Consider the following 16,312-nt stretch of genomic DNA (forward strand, 5'->3'; position numbering starts at 1 on the left):
ATCCGGACTACGGGCTGGCCGTGTGAGCTCAACTCTTGGAGCCACGTCCAGGCTGGATCGTCTCCACCATGAGGACGGGATCGAGAGGAGGAACAAGGGCCTTGGTGGCGATGGCGACGAGGTGTTCTGGCGCGGAGCCAGTCTCCAAAGTGGTCACATAGTCGACAACCTCGGCGAAGACCAGACTCGGGACACGTTGTCGTAGCAGGTGCATAGCCATGATTCGACCTTGCTCTGCCACCGCTTGGCGGATTTCGTCGTGGAGGTCGTCGACGGCCGTGCGAACTGGCATCTTCCGGATGCGCTGGCGGTAGTCGCCCTCCCACTCGCCGGTGACGTAGGAGACCGGACCGATCTGATGGAGACCGCCGTCGATGCGGTCGACCAGGTAGGGGCCATTGCCCGCCAGGAGCTGCCCCGGATCTCCGCTTCGGAGGAACGCCGCGGTCTGGTAATGGACGATCCAGACGAGTTCACGCGCCTCCACTCCGGACACCATCAGGCGCCCCGAGTAGCTGCGGTCCAGGTCTTCCTGGGCTATGCGCTGGGCGTACTCGCGATCGAACATGCCCGGCAGCATCCCTCATGACGCCTCGCGTGACCAGCGGTTTTCGTGCCGCCTTGTGTTGGTCATGCTCGTGGTGGCGCGACGCTTGGCATGCCGAGATCGGTGACACCGTGGTCGGTACCGCAGGCACGTTGGAGGCTCCTGTCGAGAGCGGCGAGCTTCTCCCTGGCCTTGGTCAGGCTGACCTGGAGGCCTTGGACCTCGCCAAGCCAGCCGTTGATGCGGGCCTCGGCGATGCGGTCGTTGAGGTTGTGAATGATCTCGGCGAGACGCGCGCGCTGACGTGGTGAGACCTGCAGCATCGGGCATCTGATACAGGATTATCCGAACTACCCGCAGCGGAGGCTTGAACAGGGTAGGCCAATGCTGGTTGCTGAAAGTAGTGGACGAAAGTGGGGAGAATCGGGCCTTCGGGCGTGTCGCGGAGGTCAGTTTTCGCCCAGCATCCAGCTGTAGAAGCCGCTCGCATCGGGAAAAGCCACGTCCGGGGCAAGGTCGACCAGCCAGACTGCGGCCATGTCCAGCTCGCCGTAGGAGCCGAATTCCTCTCCTTGAGCCACGATCAGGGCCCTGGCCCCGACCCGCCAGCCCGCGAAGTTCCACGGCCGGGAGCCGAGGGACCAGCTCAGCGTGGTCTCGGCCGCGCCGAGCTCGGTGGTAACCGTGGAGCAAGCCGCCGACCAGGCGTGACCGAAGGCCACGGGATCGCCTTCCAGGCTGGCCCAGCCGTCCATCTCGAACTCGTCGCCGAGCGGGCCGGCCTCGGCGTCGTCGCTCGGATCGAAGAAGCAGAACGGCAGGTGGAAGCGCGACTGGCCGGCGCCAATCCGGTCGGGATCGCCTGGCATCAGCTGATGGCCGCTGGCGGTGTTGTAGCCGTTCCACGTCGACTCGTCCCAGCCCCGTCCGGCGAGGAAGTCATCGACGCTGGGGTGGTCCCAGCTCACCCGTGCAAGCTCGGCGAGTTGCTGGACAAGGGAACCAGGCAGTGACTTGAGCCGGACGATCACGTGAGACCTCGGAGCGTAGGGGACGTTCGTTCGGGCAATCGTCCCCCTCGGCCAATCGACACCGACCGGCGGGGTGGCCCAGTCCCATTGCACAGGTGACCTGAGCGCCGGCCAGGAGATGGTCAGCCTGAAATGACCTGCCGTGCCCTCACCAGACGCGCTCGATGGTCATCGATCCAGTCGGCCGGCGGAGACATGGGCAGGCTGACCATCACCTGCGAGGACGGGTCGTCGCTGATCGACACCCCGATTGTCCTGGGACTGAGCGGCTTGATCTTCAACTGGACCGTCCTGCCGGAGTTCAGCCACGAGACGAACCGGTTTCCGGCAAGACTATCAAGGGCCTCTTCCCACGCGTCCAGGTCGAGGGACGTGATCCCCACCGGGAAGCTGCCGGTGACGGTCTCCGTCGACACGACGAATTCACAGTCCAGGAACTCGCCGCCCGGCTCCGGTTGCTTCAGCACCCGCAGTGCGACGACATGACCGCTCGTCCCAGGCGGATCGGCAAGGTGGATCAGATCGTCCAGCTCGTCGTCCATCACAGCCCTCTCACTCGAACTCGAACAAGGGCATCATTCCGGACGGCACCGACACGCGCGAGAGCGCTCTCACTTCTCGCCGACAATCCACGCACCATCAGCCAGCATCTGCTTGCGGAAGCTACCAAAGCCGCCCTCGACGGTCACCTACACAGCCAGAGCCGTGGGCCGATCCACCACCCCACCTAACTCGACGCTACTGGGCCTTGGCCCCGGATTCGGTTGCAAGCGTGGCCATCTCGCGCAGGCGCTCGTAGTACTCGATCGCACCGCCGTCATCACCGATCGATGGCACGACCGTCTCAAGGACAGCGAGGCGCTGGAGCAAGATGCTGCGGTGCCGCTCATCGAGGGGTCCGGCCAGGGACGAGGAGACACAGCCGGCGATATTCGCGTCCAGCATCACCAGGTCTTCGCCCTCGATGTCCCGGCCGCGAAGGTGCGGCGGGAACATCGCGCGCTTGTGCTCGTCCCACAGCCGTGAGAGCAGGTCCAGTTCCGGTTCGTTCATGTTCGCGATCATGCCGCACACGCCTTGAGAAGACTCCATTTTGTGCGCCGGAGATCCGGAACTCATCGGCGCTCAGGCCTGCGAATCGGCGCTGCCTCGTCCGGCGTCCCGGCGGAAGTCGGGCATGCCGAGGTGGACGGTGAAGGGCTGGGCTGCACGCTCGCGCATGGCCTCCAGCTTCTGCGCTGCGGCGGCCATGGTGGTCTCGATGGCGGCGACCTCGCCGAGCCAGCCCTGGTCCCTGGCCTCCTGGAGGCGGTCAACGAGGTTGGCGTGGATCTCCTGGAGGCGTGGCATCTGGGCCGGGTCCACGAGCAGTAGGGGACATCTGACACAGGCGTTTTCATGCTGGCAAGGGGTCGCGTAGTCGCGGCCGCAGGTCCCCAGGGCGACCTTGCGGAGTTCGAAGTGGGCCAGGAACTCGTCCCACTCAGTGGCGGTGAGCTCGCGATACTCCTCGCTGGGCCGCTCGGTTCTGCGGCGGGCGATGAACGCCCGGTGATGGGAGATAACATCCTCCGGGTAGATCGCGGCATACCCCATGGTGGTGTCCAAAGCGGCGTGGCCGCAGATCTTCGCGGCGATGTGAGGGGGCAGTCCGGAGCGGATGGCGTCGGTCACGAAGATCCTTCTGAAGTCGTGGGGGCGCCATTCGAGCGGGTCACCGGCCACGGTGAGCTGGGCGGCCTGCGAGGTCGCGACCAGGCACTCGCGGATGTAGCTGCGGGTCAGCGGCCGGTCCTCGGTGCCGTACCGGCGCTGGAACAGGAACGGCATGGGCGGGCTCCAGGTCTGCTCGAACACGTCGTAGGCCGAAACCAGCGGCAGGGCGGCGTTCCCGGCCCGGACCCGGAAGATCACCGCGGTCAAAACCTCCGCGAGCTCCGGGGAGACCAGCAGCAGTCGCTCCGCATCGGTCTTGGATGGGGCGACCTGCAGCATCGGCACCACCTCGCCGGTGGTGGGCAGGGTGTAGGCGATGAAGCTGTGGTGGGTGAGCTCCAGCATCTCCTCGATCCTTATGCCGGTGTGCCGCAGCACCTCCACCGTCGCCCAGGACCAGAACGCCGCCTCCTCCTCGTGGGTCAGGTTCCGCCGCCTGCCGGCGGACACCTCGGTGACGTAGACGCGGCGCGCCTGCCCTGATCCGCAGCGCTCGAACTCCTCCCCGGCAACGAGGAACCGTCCACCGGCCTGCGTCGCGCGAGCTGCGGTGATGCGGGCCTCGGCGTCCTTGCGCTGCCGGTCGACGGCACGGAGCAGGGCGGGCAGCAGCGGCAGCTGGGTCCGGGTCCGCTGGTCCATCCGGGACTTCACCCCGGACCTGGACTTCTTCGTCGCACACTCGTTCGCCTTGATCGGACACGGCGCCACCCAGGGCGCCCACCGCGCCGGGTCATCGGCGGCCCAGCGGGCGATGTCCTGGTAGAACGCCCGGACGAACACCAGCTCGCTGCGGAAGTTCACCCGCGGCCGCACCGGGTGGCCCTGGGCGTCACGGATGAAGGCCAGGCGTTCCTTCCACGCCTGCGCAACCTCGGGCGCCAGCCGCAGCGAGTCGATGCCGGGGTGGTGGATCTCCAGGTCGCGCCAGAACAACCGGCACAGGTTGCGGGCGATCGACCGCAGCGAGACGTGGTCGAGCTCGGGAGCCCGCTCGGTGAAGTACTCGACCAGCAGGTCCCGGACGGCCCGGCATTCAATGCCGTACGCGTCAACGATCTGCTCGACGCTGCGGCGGCCCTCGATGCGGAGCACCCGAAGCCGCAGCGGTGCGCTGGCCGGGAGCACGCCGGTCTCCTTGAGCAGGGCGTAGAACAGCGGCCGGCCGGCGCTGCCCCGGAAGTGGTGTTCCTCCAGAGCGGCGGTCAGCTCGATGCAGTCGCCGACGGTGATGTCGCTGACCAGGCCGCCCTTTCGGATCACGAAACAGGTGAGCTTGTTGAGGGCGTCGGACCTCGCTGTGACTGTCGCATGCTGGGCCAGCTGTTCGAGCCGCTGGAAGGCATCGGGGTCGCTGGCGGCCCGGGACTCGGTGAGCATCACCGTCACGCGCTGCCGCAGCAGCCACGGGTAGCCGGGGCGGATCGCCTGCCCGGCGACCAGGAGTACCAGCCCGGTGGCCAGCTCATCGCGCCAGTGGCTCTTGGGCGTGCCGCGTCCCTGCAGGGGCAGATCGGTCCACTCGAAGCCGGCGTCGTCCGCCCCGCTGGCCATCCAGCGCTCCTGCCAGGTCTCTCCGGGCTGGCCTTCGAGCCAGTCCAGCAGCTTGCCCAGGCCCCGCCGCCGGGTCTTGTCGCGGGTCAGGCCCGCGACGGGGTCAGTGAACATTCTCAGCAGCCGCTCGACCAGGCCCTCCCGGCTCTGACGGGTCTGCCACCAGCTCGCTTCGCCGACTCGCGGTTCCCACTCCAGCGCTTTGTCCACCACATGTGGCTCGACGGGCCTGGCGACGTCGATGTTCACGGTCGGGTTCACCGGCTCTCGCCGCCCGCAGTCGCGGTGCCGAACAGCGCTGCCAGCACCTCGGGGCGGTAGCCCGGCGCCGGCGGGGCCGGCGGTTTGGCCTGCTCGGCGCGCTGCCGCTCGTGGTGGGCCAGGACGTGGGCAACGACCTCGTCGGGCGTGGGAGCGATGTAAATTTCCGTGGTGGTGATGTGGGCATGCCCCATGACCCACTGAACGTCGGCGAGGGTCAGGTTCGGATCACGGACCATCCTCTTGGCCGCGCTGTGCCTCAGGTCGTGCAGGGTCCAGTTCGCGCCGAGCAGCTGGTTGGCACGGGTGAAGACCATCCGGGCCGCGTCGTACTCCAACGGGCGGAAGGGCCGTCGCAGCGTCCACCACAGCGGCTCCGACGGGTGCTTGGGGACCATGCCGCGCAGTTCTTGCTGGTAGAGCCGCAGCCATACAAATGCGTCGGCGGAGGCGGGAAGGTGCTGCAGGGCCTGGCTGCCCTTGCGGACCACGCCGATCGTCTGGTCCCCGGGCGAGACCAGGCCCTGCGGGACACCCAGCAGCTCGGAGGCGCGGGCGCCGGTGGAGATGTAGAACGCGATCAGAGCCCTGTCCCGGTTGTACTTCAACCCGGCTAACAGGTCGTTGAACGCCTGGTCAGGAATGATCCTCGGGGTCGGCTTGGGCTCCTTGGGCTGGTAGGTGCCCCGGCGCGAGGGCCGCCGGAACGACTGCATCGGGTTGTGATGCGCATTCGGACTCCCCTCGTCGGCAGCCCTTCCCTGCGGGAACGGGTTGATCAGCGGTCGGCCATGGGTCTCGCGATGGTACTCGTAGAACGAGCGGATCACCGCGCGAGCGTGCCGCCTGGTCCGAGCGGCATAGTGCTCGCCGGGCACGGCCTTCCCCGTGACCGGGTTCACCGAGCCGGGGGCGGGCGCGTCGGGACGACGCTGCCGGGGCGGCTTCTTCGTGGTCTTCAGCCACAGTGCGAAGTCACGGGCCTCGATGCGGCTCGCCAGATGCCAGGGAACGTCCACGGCGCGTAAGAACCTGACCCACGCCAACAGCTCGTAGGCGTAGGAACGGAGCGACGTCGGACTCGCGTCGTCTGCGACCATGTGGTGCAGGAATTCACTGACCGCCGCCACCTCGGTGCCATCAGCGTCTACGAGCCGGAACGGCTGCAGCGGGTCATCGCTCTTCTCGACGCGGCCGACCCGCGCCACCTTCAGCGCCGCCACGTCCCGGACCGTCGTGCTGTGCTCTGGCATCCATACCTCCACGGGCCGACTGACCTACTCGACGACACGCGATGAAACCAGATCCACCACCACACGCGCAGTCACCGCGACCCACCTGCAGGAGCAACAACCCCCTTGTGGTCACTATGAGTTGACCTCGAAGGGAGCCCAAGCTAGTTCGGTCAACGGGACGTGTTCGTGTCGGCACGGAGTCCCGTAGGGACGGGCGCAATCACCCAGTTCGAGCTTGCGGGTGTGGAAGTGCTGCTGGAACTCGCGCCATTCGTCCTCGGTCGGTTCGCGGTACTCCTCGGCAGGCCGGACGGCCCGGCGCTGGTCGAGGAAGGCCCGGTAGGAGCGGATCAGGTCGTCCTGGAACACGGCAACGTAGGCTTCCGTGGTGGTCAGCGAGGCGTGACCGAGGACGCGGGCCGCGATGTGGACCGGCAGTCCGCCAGCGACGGCTTCGGTCGCGAAGATCCTCCGGAAGTCATGGGGCGTGTAGTTCAAGGGCTGGCCGGTCGGGTCGGACAGCGAGGCCCGGGCCAGGGTGTCGTTGAGCAGTTGGTAGACCATGTTGGTGGTGATGACGTCGCGCTTCCAGCCGACGCGGCGCTGGAAGAGGTGCGGCAGAGGCAGGCCAGTCACCAGCTCGTGGGGGTCGTAGCGGGCGACGAGGGGAACGATGCCGTCGTTGTCCCCGCGGAGACGGCTGATGACGGTGGCGAGGACACTGGCCAGCTCGGGGCTGACGAGCAGAAGCCGCTCCTCGTTGCTCTTGGACGGGACGACTTGCAGCAGTGGGACGATCTCGCCGGTGTCGGAGAGCCGGTAGGACACCAGCGCCAGCTGGGTCAGCTCCAGCAGCTCTTCGAGACGGATCCCGGTGTGCCGCAGGGTCTCGATGACCGCCCAGGCCCAAAACGCCTCGTCCTCGCTGCGGGTGAGGTCCAGTTGCTCGCCGGTGGCGGGGTCCTGGGCGAGCACGATGGTGGGCCGGTAGTGGAGGCGCTTCCTGCTCCGGTCGTGCTTCCTGTCGACGCGCTGGTAGTGCCGGCCGCCGTGGGTGAAGGTCTCGCCGACCGGGGTGGCCTCGGCCGCTGAGAGCAATCGCTGCTGGTCGGCATGGTGTTGCTCGGCGGTGGCGACGAGCTCGGGCAGGCGGGGAAGGCGTTCGCGCACCCGCTGGTGCATCTTGGCGCGGGCCTTCTTCTTGACCTTGGTGAAGCCGCCGGTGTCGGAGCGGCGGACCGGGCTGGGAACCGCCCAGACCGCCCAGCTCGGGTCCTCCAGAGCCCACTCGGCGAGGTCGAGGTGGAAGGCGCGAACCGCGGCCAGGACGCTGACCCAGTTCTCGCGGGGGACGGGGGCCTTGCCCTCCCGGGTGATCACCTTCACCCGTTGCTTCCATGCCTCGGCGGCCTCCGGTGCCAGGTGCAGGCTGGAGATCCCGGGATGGTGCTTCTCGATGTCGGCCCAGAACGCGCCCACCAGCTGGCTGGCCAGGCCGGACAGGGAGCTGTAGTCCAGGCTGGGACGGCGCTCGTCGAGGTAGCGCACGAGAAGGTCCCGGACCGGGCCCGGCCGGATGCCATACCGGTCGACGAGTTGTGCCGTGGACAGCGGCCCGCGTGCGAGCGTCCGGCGAAGGGGCAGCTCCTCGGTCAGAACGCCAGCGTCGCGCGCCAGGTCCCAGGCGGCGTGAAGGCCGGCGGGTGCCTTGGCGAAGGTCCGCCGGTGCCACTCGTGGTAGGCGACCAGGTCCTCGGCCCGTGAGCTGGGCAAGTCCGCGTCCGGTGCGGAAGCAGACCTTCACCAGGCTGTTCTCGGCCGTGCTCAGCTGACTGGGAATCACTCCGCGGGCGAGTCCGGCCCGTCGGACCTGCTCAAACAACTCGGAGCCGAACTCCTGCTTGGCCTGGCGGTGGAGCCCCGACGAGCGGTAGCACTGGAGGAACTCGTAGCTCGGCCGCACCACCCTGGCCAGCAGAATGCAGGCCAGGCCCTCCGTTGTGGTTTCTCGCCGCGTTGCTTCGACGCGCCCGTATCCGGCCGTGACCTGGCCGATCCATTCGGTGCTGCGGTCGGCTCCCGAAACGGTCCAGCGCTCCTGCCACCCGTCGCCCGGGAAGGTCAGCAGCCAGTCCAGGATCCGGGCGGTCCCGCGCGAGCGCTCGGTACGTTTGCTCCGGTTTCGTTTGCCGGTCGGCGGCGGGAAGGAGGCCAGCGACGGCAGCAGTTCCAGCACTCTCTCGATGGGAAAGCTGTCGAACGGTCCGCGCTCCGGAGCGGTCGTCTGCGGGGGTTCGAGTGGAGGAGCCGACCGGACGGGGTATGCCGACCTGGCGGTCGTGGTCATGGTCACTGCGGGAGACCTCCGAAGAGCACGGCCAGGTCGGCAGCGTGGTAGCCGGCGGCGACCGGCGGTGCGGGCTGGCGAGCTCGCTCCTCTCGCTGGGCCAGGTGCTCGGCGACGCGGCGGATCACCACGGCTTCGTCCTCGATGAGGTAGACGTCCGCGGTGGTGCTGAGGTGGGCGTGGCCCACGATCGTCTGCACATCGAGCAGGGTCAGGTTCCTGTCTCGGCTCATCCGCAGCGCGGCGGTGTGCCGCAGGTCATGCATCGTGTAGTTGGTGGCCAGCACCGCGTTGATCCGGCGGAACACCGCGCGCAGGGCCTCGTAGTTCATCGGCTGGCGCCGAAGCCCGTCGCCGCGGTCACGGCGGCGAAGTGTCCACCAGACCGGGTCGTTCGGCTCCAGGGGGCCGAGTTCGGCGAGGTAGAGGCGGAGCCAGACGAACGCGTCCGGGCTGGCCGGCAGCCACTGGAGGTCGTCGCTGCCCTTGCGGCTGACCCTGACCAGCTGGTCGCCCCAGTCCAGGTCGACGCTGCGGATGCCGAGGAGTTCGCTGGCCCTGGCCGCGTTGCTGATGTCCAGTGAGAGGAGGGCCCGGTCGCGGTTGGAGCGCAGGGCGCCGAAGATCGCGTTCCACCGCTCGTCGGGGATCTCGCGCGGCTTGTTCTTGGGGACCTTGGGGTTGTAGCGGATCCGGCCTTCCGGTCGGAAGGGTTCGAGCGGGTTGTGGTGGGCGTTCGGCCGGCCGCCCCTGCGGTCCAGTGGCACGGGGTTGACCAGGGGCCCGTGTCCGGTCTCGATCCAGAACTCGTAGAAGCTGCGGATGACGGCGTTGCTGTGCCGGATCGTCCTGGGCTGGTACTGGTCGTTCAGGTTGCGCTTGCGGGTGATCGGGTTGACCGTGCCCGCGGTGGCCGCCGACCGTGTGCGTGGTGAGTTGCGCGGCTTGGACGTCTGCCGGAGCCAGAGCACCAGGTCCCGCACCTCTGCGGACGTGGCCCTGCTCCACTCGACGTCGACGACGAGCAGCCACCGCCACCACCGCAGCAGCGCGTACGCGTAACTTCGGACCGAGCCAGGCCGGTTCCGTGCCACGAAGTCGTGCAAATACCTGCGGACCGGAACCACCGGCGTCCCGTCCGGGGCCACCACCAGCCAAGGCACGACGCCCTCGGCCGGGACCACCCTGCCCCACTTCGGCAGGCGGATGGCAGCGAGATCCCGCTCCGCCTCGTCCAACGACCTCACCCGATCCTCACTCTCATCACGAGTGAGGTCTACCGGTCAGCCAGCACGTGCTCCGTTCAGCACCACGGTGTGTCGTCCGGTAGTCCGGTCAACAGGCACACCGCCCGCCACCAGGTCAACCACGCCCAGGTCGAGCGCGGCCGGCAGGCCCGCGAGCACTTCGCGCAGGCCAGCCCGGTGGCGCCGGCGGTCCGCCAGATCGACCGGTCGGTGGAGTTCCTGGCCCTGGTGACCGCCTGCCACGCGTTCGTCGCCGCGGCAGGCCGGGTCGTCCCGGGCCTGCGCGACCGGCAGCTGAACCCGGACGAGCAGGCGATCATCCACGAGCGGATTGCCGCCTGCCGGGCCACCCTCGACTGGATCGAGACGGCGGTGGACACCGGGAAGGTGGACGTCGACGGCGAGCTGGCCCGCCTGCTGCAGGGCGAGTAGTGGCATGCCACGCGCCTCCCAGCCCAGGTCGCCCGCCGCCGAGCGGCACGCGGACACCGTGCGCTTCGTGCTGTTCGAGGCCCGCCCGGCCGGCCTGGTCTTCGACCAGCTGGCCCGGGCCTCGGCTTTGAGCCCGAGCCAGGTCAGAGCGGGGCTGGCCTGCCTACGCGACATCATCGCCGAGCGTGGCTGGCCGCCACTGATCTGGAACCGCACCGAGGGCTACAAGTTCTGCTCCGACCCAGCCGAGCTGCAGGCCTACGAAGTCGCGGTGATCCGCGAGAAGTTGACCAAGATCCGCCGGTTCATCACCTCGGTCGTGGCCCCGCACGCGGCACTTCAGCCCAAGGGCCGCTGGATCAAGCACCTGAACACCCAGCTCAACTCGGTGGAGTCCACGCTCGACGTGATCGCCGACTTCATCGACTCCTGATTGCTCGGGCCGGCCGCGAAGCGGCTGGCCCGAGCCTCTCTCTGAGGGGAGGCCGACGGCATGGCCCGGCGCCGCTGCTACCCGTCGGACACCTTCGACGACGAGTGGGCCCTGATCGAGCCGCTGCTGCCCACCCCGGCCTGCGAGACCCCGAGGGGAGGCCGGCCGGAGAAGCACCCGCGCCGCGAGATCGTCGACGCGATCCGCTACGTGGTCGACACCGGCTGCAAGTGGCGAGCACTTCCGAAGGACTTCCCGCCCTGGCGAACGGCCTACGGCTTCATGGCCCGCTGGGCGGCGGCCGGCGTCATCGGCCAGCTACGCGACCAGCTGCGCCAGCAAGTCCGACGGCAGATGGGCCGCGCTCCCGGGGCGGTCGCCACGATCATCGACTCGCAGTCGGTGAAGGCCGCCGAGACCGTCGGCCGGGACTCGCGCGGCTACGACGCGGCCAAGAAGATCAACGGCCGCAAGCGGCACCTGGTCGTCGACACCAAGGGCCTGCCGCTGTTCGTCATGGTCACCCCGGCCGACATGACCGACCGCGACGCGGCCAAGGAGGTGCTGTTCCGGCTCCGCCTGATGCACCCGCAGATCACCATCGTCTGGGCCGACTCCGCCTACGCCGGACAACTGGTGAGCTGGGCGAAGAAGTACCTGAACCTCACCATCAAGACGGTCAACCGGCCCAAGGACGCCAAGGGGTTCGTCGTCCTGCCCCGGCGCTGGGTGGTGGAGCGCTCGCACGCCTGGGTGATGCACGCCCGCCGGCACGCCCGCGACTACGAACGGCTGATCCAGCACTCCGAGTCGCTGATCACCTGGGCGGCGATCACGCTGATGACCAGGCGCCTCACCCAGCGCCAGTCCCGCCGCAAGGGCCAGCCCCCGCCCCGCGAAGCCCAACGGGACTGACTCTCCATCAACAACAGGTCCCAGGGACCCGCGAACAGCGGCACGGCCCCAGCTTCCCACGGCCGCGAACGCCCCGTCAGCAGATTCGCCACCCTGCGAGCAGCGCCTGGGCGATGATGTGATCAACCCCAAAGGGGGTGGATCACATCAGACCTGAGGAAAGGGAGTGCCGGGCTACCTCTCCGAGAGAGCTGGGAGCTGATGAACTACCCGGCCGAAGCCTTCTGGATGAAATCAAGGCTGTACGACACCCGGGCATGCACCGTGGGAGCGTTGGAGCACGTGCGCGGCCCCCACGAGACAATACCCACCTGGACCGGTCGGCCATCCGTCCCGTAGGAGAACATGGGGGCGCCTGAGTCGCCGAAGCACTCGGCTGCGTTCCGACTGGAGGAACAGATCATGGTCGCCGAGTTGACAGGCTTGCCCAGTGCAGACTGGCATTCTGCACCAGGGATGACCATGAACTGCGCTTGCTGCAACAGGTTGGGGGCGACGGCTCGGGCCGCCTGTTGTGTAGCGGCATTCCCCCAACCTGATTCGATGACCGTGCTACCGGGGCCGGGGTCTGATCCGTCGGAGGCCAGCTGGATGGGCTGCGCGTTGGCGTCCAGCACCACGGGCAGGACAGGATGCACCACCGCGATGTCGGAGTCGTGTGTGGTCGGGTTGTAGTCCGGGTCGATCACCCTGCCGCCGATCAAGCCGATGTGCCCGCCCGCGCTGTCGTCGTGGGAGCCGTAACGGAACGCGAGGGTCACGCCGTGCTCACCGTCGACGCATGCTGCCGAGGTCAGGATCGCAGTCGCGCTGATGATCGATCCTTCGCAGGCCAAGGACCCATCAGGATGGAGAAACGCGACGTCCTCTAGGTCCTGGCCAGGGTCGGCCGGAGTGCCACCAGTCATAGCTTGCGCATGCGGACTCAAGAGCAGGCCGACTGTGACCGCGAAGACGGTAAGAAGACCCGTCCGACGCGCACCCAGGTGGGAAGACATGGTTCACCCCTCGTGAAAGCAGCACCCTGCTGCACCGATGCCATGCAACCAACCGCGGCTTCCGAGCGCCTTCCACACGAGCCATTCGGACGAGCCCCGAAACGCACGTCAGGCTGATGAGGCTCGTGAAAAATTCCGAATCTTCATTAAGGTCGAGGTATAGACACAGGCACTCAGCCCGGACTCGCACTGGGGCGGATAACAGCCGGCGCCGGCCAGCAGCAGGCGCAACCCGGCATCCGGCACCTCGACCACCGTCCCGCGGGCCAGCGCCCCGCCCAGGATCAGGTCGGCCAGCACCTCCGGGATGCGCAGCGGTTGGTCGTCGGCGCCCGCAGGTGCTGGTGGGCGGGGGCGGTGGCCTCCAGCAGCGCGGCCAGCCGTTCGGCGTCCGCGGTCCATGCTGGTGCGGGCGCGCTCATCCGCGGCCCCAAGACACGGGCGTGGGGGCGGGGGCGTCGTCGGGCGGTGCGGGCACCGGGCGGATCGTGGCCGGGTCGTAGAGCAGCCACCCCCACGTGGCGGGGTCACCGTGGTCGTCTTTGCCCCAGCGCACGTGCGCGATCCACTGTCCGCTGTTCCACGGCCGGCACCACACGGTCAGCAGCCCCAGCACCCAGCGGCCACCGACGCGCACCCACACCAGCGTCCAGCAGTCCACGAACCGGCTGCGCCCTGGCCCGTCCATCAAGTTCTGCGGCGCCCACTGGGCATCACCCGGCGACGGCACGAACGTGGGAACGGGCGAGGACGACACACCCTCATCTTCGAACAAACGTTCGCATCGGGCGCAAACCCGCCTTCTTGACGCGACCACTGGCTGTTGTGCCGGACAGCGATAGCTGTCACTTGAACGCGGTAGTTGTCACCAACCCTCGCCACCTGAGGGTCGCCGTGTTGTGTGCGGTACTGGTTCGAGCGACGCGCACGCCACCGCCAGGGCACCAGGCTCGGCCAGCCCGGTTGGTGTAGGCGGTCTGCGCGATGGACAGCCTCAACGCCGACCGCCTTACCAACTCCGGTGCCGAAGCGACCGCGACCGCCGCCCACGGCAATGGGCGCGACGCCGTCGCCCGCACCAGCACCACCGTCTGAACGGAGCCCGGCCATCAAGCTCACCATCGACACCGACAAGCTGTCCGACGCGGCACAGTGGGCGCTGCGAGCCATTCCCGACACCACGTCGACTCCGGCGATGGCCGGCATACGACTCGAAGCCGCCGACAACACCCTGACCCTGGCGGGTGTCGACCACCACACCGACCGCTCGACCCGCGCGGTGGAGGACTGCGTGGTGGCCGAGGCGGGCACCGTCCTGGTGCCCGGGCGCCTGCTGGTCGACGTCGTCACGACGCTCCCGCCGGGCCAGCCCACCACGCTGGCCGTGGACGGCACCGACCTCGTCCTGTCGTGCGGGACCGTGCGCATCGCCCTGCCGACCTTCGCGCTGACCGACTACCCGGCCCTGCTGGCCGTCCCGGACGCGAGCGGCACGGTCGACGGCGCCGCGCTGGCCGAAGCCGCCGCCCGCGTCGCGGCGGGTGCCCGCGCCGTGGCGCCCGAAGGCGTCGACGAGAAGCGCTCGGTCTCGACCGGCGTCGAGTTCACCCTCAGCGGCACCACGATGGTGCTCTCCGCGACCGACGGCCACGTCATCCACGTCGCCAACGTGCCCTGGACCCCCAACCCGGCCGTCAAGGGGGAAGGATTGGACATGCCCCGCACCCAGGGCAGCACGATCCTTCCGGCCGGCGTCTTTCGTGACGGCGCCCGCGTGTTCGCCGACGCCGAAAAGGTGGAACTCGCCATCACCGGGCGCCACTACGCCGTCAGCATCCCCGGCCGGCGGGCCACCGGCCCCATCATCGACGGCGTACTCCCCGATCGTCCGTTCCCCACCACGTTCACGTCCGTCGCCACCACCGGCACCCAGGACCTGACCGACGCCTTCAAGCACATCCAGCCCCTGCTGGGCGAGCGCGACCTGATCGTCCTGGACATCGCCGCCGACCACATCACCGTGCGCGCCGGCAGCGACCACGAGGGCCGCAGCCGCGACCGGATCGCCGCCGGCCTCGAAGGCGAGCCGCTGACCATCGCCTTCCGGCCGGAACTGCTCGTCAGGGCCGTCCGGCAGATCAGCGGCCCCGTCACGCGGATCAACCTCACCGCCGCGCTCGATCCCGTCCTCCTGCACGGCGTCGACCAGGCCGACGTCTTCCGCGCCCTGGTCATGCCCACCCGGCTCTGACCCCACCCCTGGGGCGACCGCCATCCCAACCAGGAAAAGCCGGCCGCCCCGGGCCCCGCCCCTTCCGGGTGCTGAAGATCCGTGCTGACCTCAGTCCAGCACGGCCAGCGCGTTGGCCAAGACCCGCCCTCATTGGGCGCTCCGACGCGACAGGACTGAGACGACGGCGTGTAGTTCGTCCCAGCGTGCAGGCGGCCACGGCGGGCACCAGTGATGCCGGTGTGATCCGCTGGCGCCCTGATCCGGGCGCCAGCCGGGCGCTGGCGCCGTCCCCGTCCAGCTTCCGCTGATCTCTTACTCTGCCGGCGGAGCGGCCTCGACCGCGTATCACCCTCAGCTCCGGTATGACTACACGACGAGTTCAGGCCAATGCTCCTCCACTGCACCGTCATCCTCCTTCGGGAGAGGAATGATGTCGTGCGCTGGACAACGTCTCCGGGGGCTCTTCCCGGAAGAAGGAGGTCGTCATGCCGCTTCTCGTGCAGCCCGCCGACAACACCGAGATCGACCACCAGCTCCGTGCCGAGGGCCTCGACCCCGCCCGGGCACTCGCGATGACCCCGCTGGACCTCGCCGACCCGCGCCACGCCGACGTGTTCGGCATGCTTTTGGGGGTGCCCTGGGTCAGTGTCATCGCCCGCTCCGAGCAGCAGTCGTTCGACTACGGGGCCCCGGTGGGTGTCGGTGCCGCCGTCACCAACAGCACGCCTGATGTGATCACACGGACCATCGGCGGGGAGGTCACCGTCGGGACCACCAAGAGCTTCTCGGTCTCTTCGACGGTGGAGGCGGACCTGTTCTCCGTGGTCAAGGCCTCGGTCACCGTGTCCTACGGCCAGGACTGGCACCGGGACGAGACGTTCAAGGACTACTTGGAGATCCCGATCCAGCCCGGGTACACGAGCTGGCTTCAGCGCGAGACGGTGATGCGCCGGATCACCGGCGGCGACTTCTTCGCCAGCATCGCGGGCATGGACTACTACCGCTTCGCGGGGACGATCACGGGCCCCGGTGTGGCGGGCGAGCTCCAGGACAGGATCACGGTCATCTCCCGTCAGCTCAAGGCCGCACAGCTCACCGACGTATCCGAAGCGCTGGGCAAGCACGCGGTCCGCCGTGCGGACGGCGTCACCGAGATCCCCGCGCAGGTGGCCGCGCTGCTCTAAGGGCTGTCCCGCTATTGATCTTTGATGGGCGCCTGGTGGGCTGAGCCTCCGGAGGAGTGAACGGCTACGCGGCCTGCAGCAGGTTGTGCAGGCGGGCAATGCCGAGCATGGCGGTATGAACGCCGTCCCCCTTGAGGCGGCAGTCACGGAGGATCTTCCAGGCCTTCATGCGGGCGAAG

General features: G+C 68.6%; 17 protein-coding genes and 2 pseudogenes. 5 read left to right on the forward strand and 14 right to left on the reverse strand.

What is annotated here, in order from left to right:
• Positions 1-28 precede the first annotated feature (28 nt).
• From ACQRUO_RS13615 to ACQRUO_RS13655, 9 genes are all read right to left on the reverse strand, one after another.
• Positions 29-568 carry a YrhB domain-containing protein gene (locus ACQRUO_RS13615; RefSeq protein WP_428316119.1) on the reverse strand — a complete coding sequence of 180 codons (540 nt, stop codon included), beginning with the start codon at positions 566-568 and terminating at the stop codon, positions 29-31.
• Positions 569-630: 62 nt separating this feature from the next.
• Positions 631-870: a hypothetical protein gene (locus ACQRUO_RS13620; protein ID WP_428316120.1), complete on the reverse strand. Its 240-nt coding sequence runs from the start codon at positions 868-870 to the stop codon at positions 631-633.
• A gap of 126 nt (positions 871-996) precedes the next feature.
• Positions 997-1,578: a hypothetical protein gene (locus ACQRUO_RS13625; protein WP_428316121.1), complete on the reverse strand. Its 582-nt coding sequence runs from the start codon at positions 1,576-1,578 to the stop codon at positions 997-999.
• 122 nt (positions 1,579-1,700) lie between these two features.
• Positions 1,701-2,120, reverse strand: a complete 420-nt coding sequence (locus tag ACQRUO_RS13630) for a DUF5959 family protein (protein WP_428316122.1) — start codon at positions 2,118-2,120, stop codon at positions 1,701-1,703.
• A 196-nt stretch (positions 2,121-2,316) separates the two neighbouring features.
• Entirely contained in the window at positions 2,317-2,643 is a 327-nt protein-coding gene (locus ACQRUO_RS13635; protein ID WP_428316123.1) for a hypothetical protein, read from the reverse strand.
• 60 nt (positions 2,644-2,703) lie between these two features.
• Positions 2,704-4,962 (reverse strand): tyrosine-type recombinase/integrase, encoded by a 2,259-nt coding sequence (locus tag ACQRUO_RS13640; protein ID WP_428316124.1) that lies wholly within the window; start codon positions 4,960-4,962, stop codon positions 2,704-2,706.
• 143 nt (positions 4,963-5,105) lie between these two features.
• Complete coding sequence (locus ACQRUO_RS13645) at positions 5,106-6,362, reverse strand: tyrosine-type recombinase/integrase (RefSeq protein WP_428316125.1); 1,257 nt, start codon at positions 6,360-6,362, stop codon at positions 5,106-5,108.
• Positions 6,363-6,476: 114 nt separating this feature from the next.
• Positions 6,477-8,117 carry a tyrosine-type recombinase/integrase gene (locus tag ACQRUO_RS13650; protein WP_428316126.1) on the reverse strand — a complete coding sequence of 547 codons (1,641 nt, stop codon included), beginning with the start codon at positions 8,115-8,117 and terminating at the stop codon, positions 6,477-6,479.
• 576 nt (positions 8,118-8,693) lie between these two features.
• Complete coding sequence (locus ACQRUO_RS13655) at positions 8,694-9,938, reverse strand: tyrosine-type recombinase/integrase (protein ID WP_428316127.1); 1,245 nt, start codon at positions 9,936-9,938, stop codon at positions 8,694-8,696.
• 99 nt (positions 9,939-10,037) lie between these two features.
• On the opposite strand from ACQRUO_RS13655, the pseudogene ACQRUO_RS13660 reads away from it, so the two are divergent.
• The 3 genes and pseudogenes from ACQRUO_RS13660 to ACQRUO_RS13670 all read left to right on the forward strand — a co-directional run.
• Positions 10,038-10,370 (forward strand): annotated as a pseudogene (locus ACQRUO_RS13660) (DUF6192 family protein); the annotation flags it as partial.
• A gap of 4 nt (positions 10,371-10,374) precedes the next feature.
• On the forward strand, positions 10,375-10,803 hold the full coding sequence (locus ACQRUO_RS13665; protein WP_428316128.1) for a RacP protein: 429 nt from the start codon (positions 10,375-10,377) through the stop codon (positions 10,801-10,803).
• A 60-nt stretch (positions 10,804-10,863) separates the two neighbouring features.
• Complete coding sequence (locus ACQRUO_RS13670; protein WP_428316129.1) at positions 10,864-11,718, forward strand: IS5 family transposase; 855 nt, start codon at positions 10,864-10,866, stop codon at positions 11,716-11,718.
• A gap of 206 nt (positions 11,719-11,924) precedes the next feature.
• On the opposite strand, the gene ACQRUO_RS13675 is transcribed toward ACQRUO_RS13670, so the two are convergent.
• From ACQRUO_RS13675 to ACQRUO_RS13690, 4 genes are all read right to left on the reverse strand, one after another.
• The gene (locus tag ACQRUO_RS13675; protein ID WP_428316130.1) at positions 11,925-12,716 is read right to left on the reverse strand and encodes a S1 family peptidase; all 792 of its coding nucleotides are present in this window, start codon (positions 12,714-12,716) and stop codon (positions 11,925-11,927) included.
• Between the two features lie 108 nt (positions 12,717-12,824).
• Positions 12,825-13,016: a hypothetical protein gene (locus tag ACQRUO_RS13680; RefSeq protein ID WP_428316131.1), complete on the reverse strand. Its 192-nt coding sequence runs from the start codon at positions 13,014-13,016 to the stop codon at positions 12,825-12,827.
• Positions 13,001-13,138, reverse strand: a complete 138-nt coding sequence (locus ACQRUO_RS13685; protein ID WP_428316132.1) for a hypothetical protein — start codon at positions 13,136-13,138, stop codon at positions 13,001-13,003. Before ACQRUO_RS13685 ends, ACQRUO_RS13680 begins: the two co-directional genes overlap by 16 nt.
• The gene (locus tag ACQRUO_RS13690; RefSeq protein ID WP_428316133.1) at positions 13,135-13,353 is read right to left on the reverse strand and encodes a hypothetical protein; all 219 of its coding nucleotides are present in this window, start codon (positions 13,351-13,353) and stop codon (positions 13,135-13,137) included. Before ACQRUO_RS13690 ends, ACQRUO_RS13685 begins: the two co-directional genes overlap by 4 nt.
• 417 nt (positions 13,354-13,770) lie before the next feature.
• Here ACQRUO_RS13690 and dnaN point away from each other — a divergent pair, with 417 nt between their 5' ends.
• Both dnaN and ACQRUO_RS13700 read left to right on the forward strand, forming a co-directional pair.
• Positions 13,771-14,967, forward strand: coding sequence for a DNA polymerase III subunit beta (gene dnaN, locus ACQRUO_RS13695; RefSeq protein WP_428316134.1), 1,197 nt, complete (start codon positions 13,771-13,773; stop codon positions 14,965-14,967).
• A 467-nt stretch (positions 14,968-15,434) separates the two neighbouring features.
• Positions 15,435-16,133 (forward strand): hypothetical protein, encoded by a 699-nt coding sequence (locus ACQRUO_RS13700; RefSeq protein WP_428316135.1) that lies wholly within the window; start codon positions 15,435-15,437, stop codon positions 16,131-16,133.
• A gap of 64 nt (positions 16,134-16,197) precedes the next feature.
• Here the strand turns inward: ACQRUO_RS13700 and ACQRUO_RS13705 are convergent.
• Positions 16,198-16,312, reverse strand: a pseudogene (locus ACQRUO_RS13705) (IS5/IS1182 family transposase); the annotation flags it as partial.

It is taken from the genome of Kitasatospora sp. LaBMicrA B282 (genome assembly GCF_050325825.1).
GTDB lineage: Bacteria > Actinomycetota > Actinomycetes > Streptomycetales > Streptomycetaceae > Kitasatospora.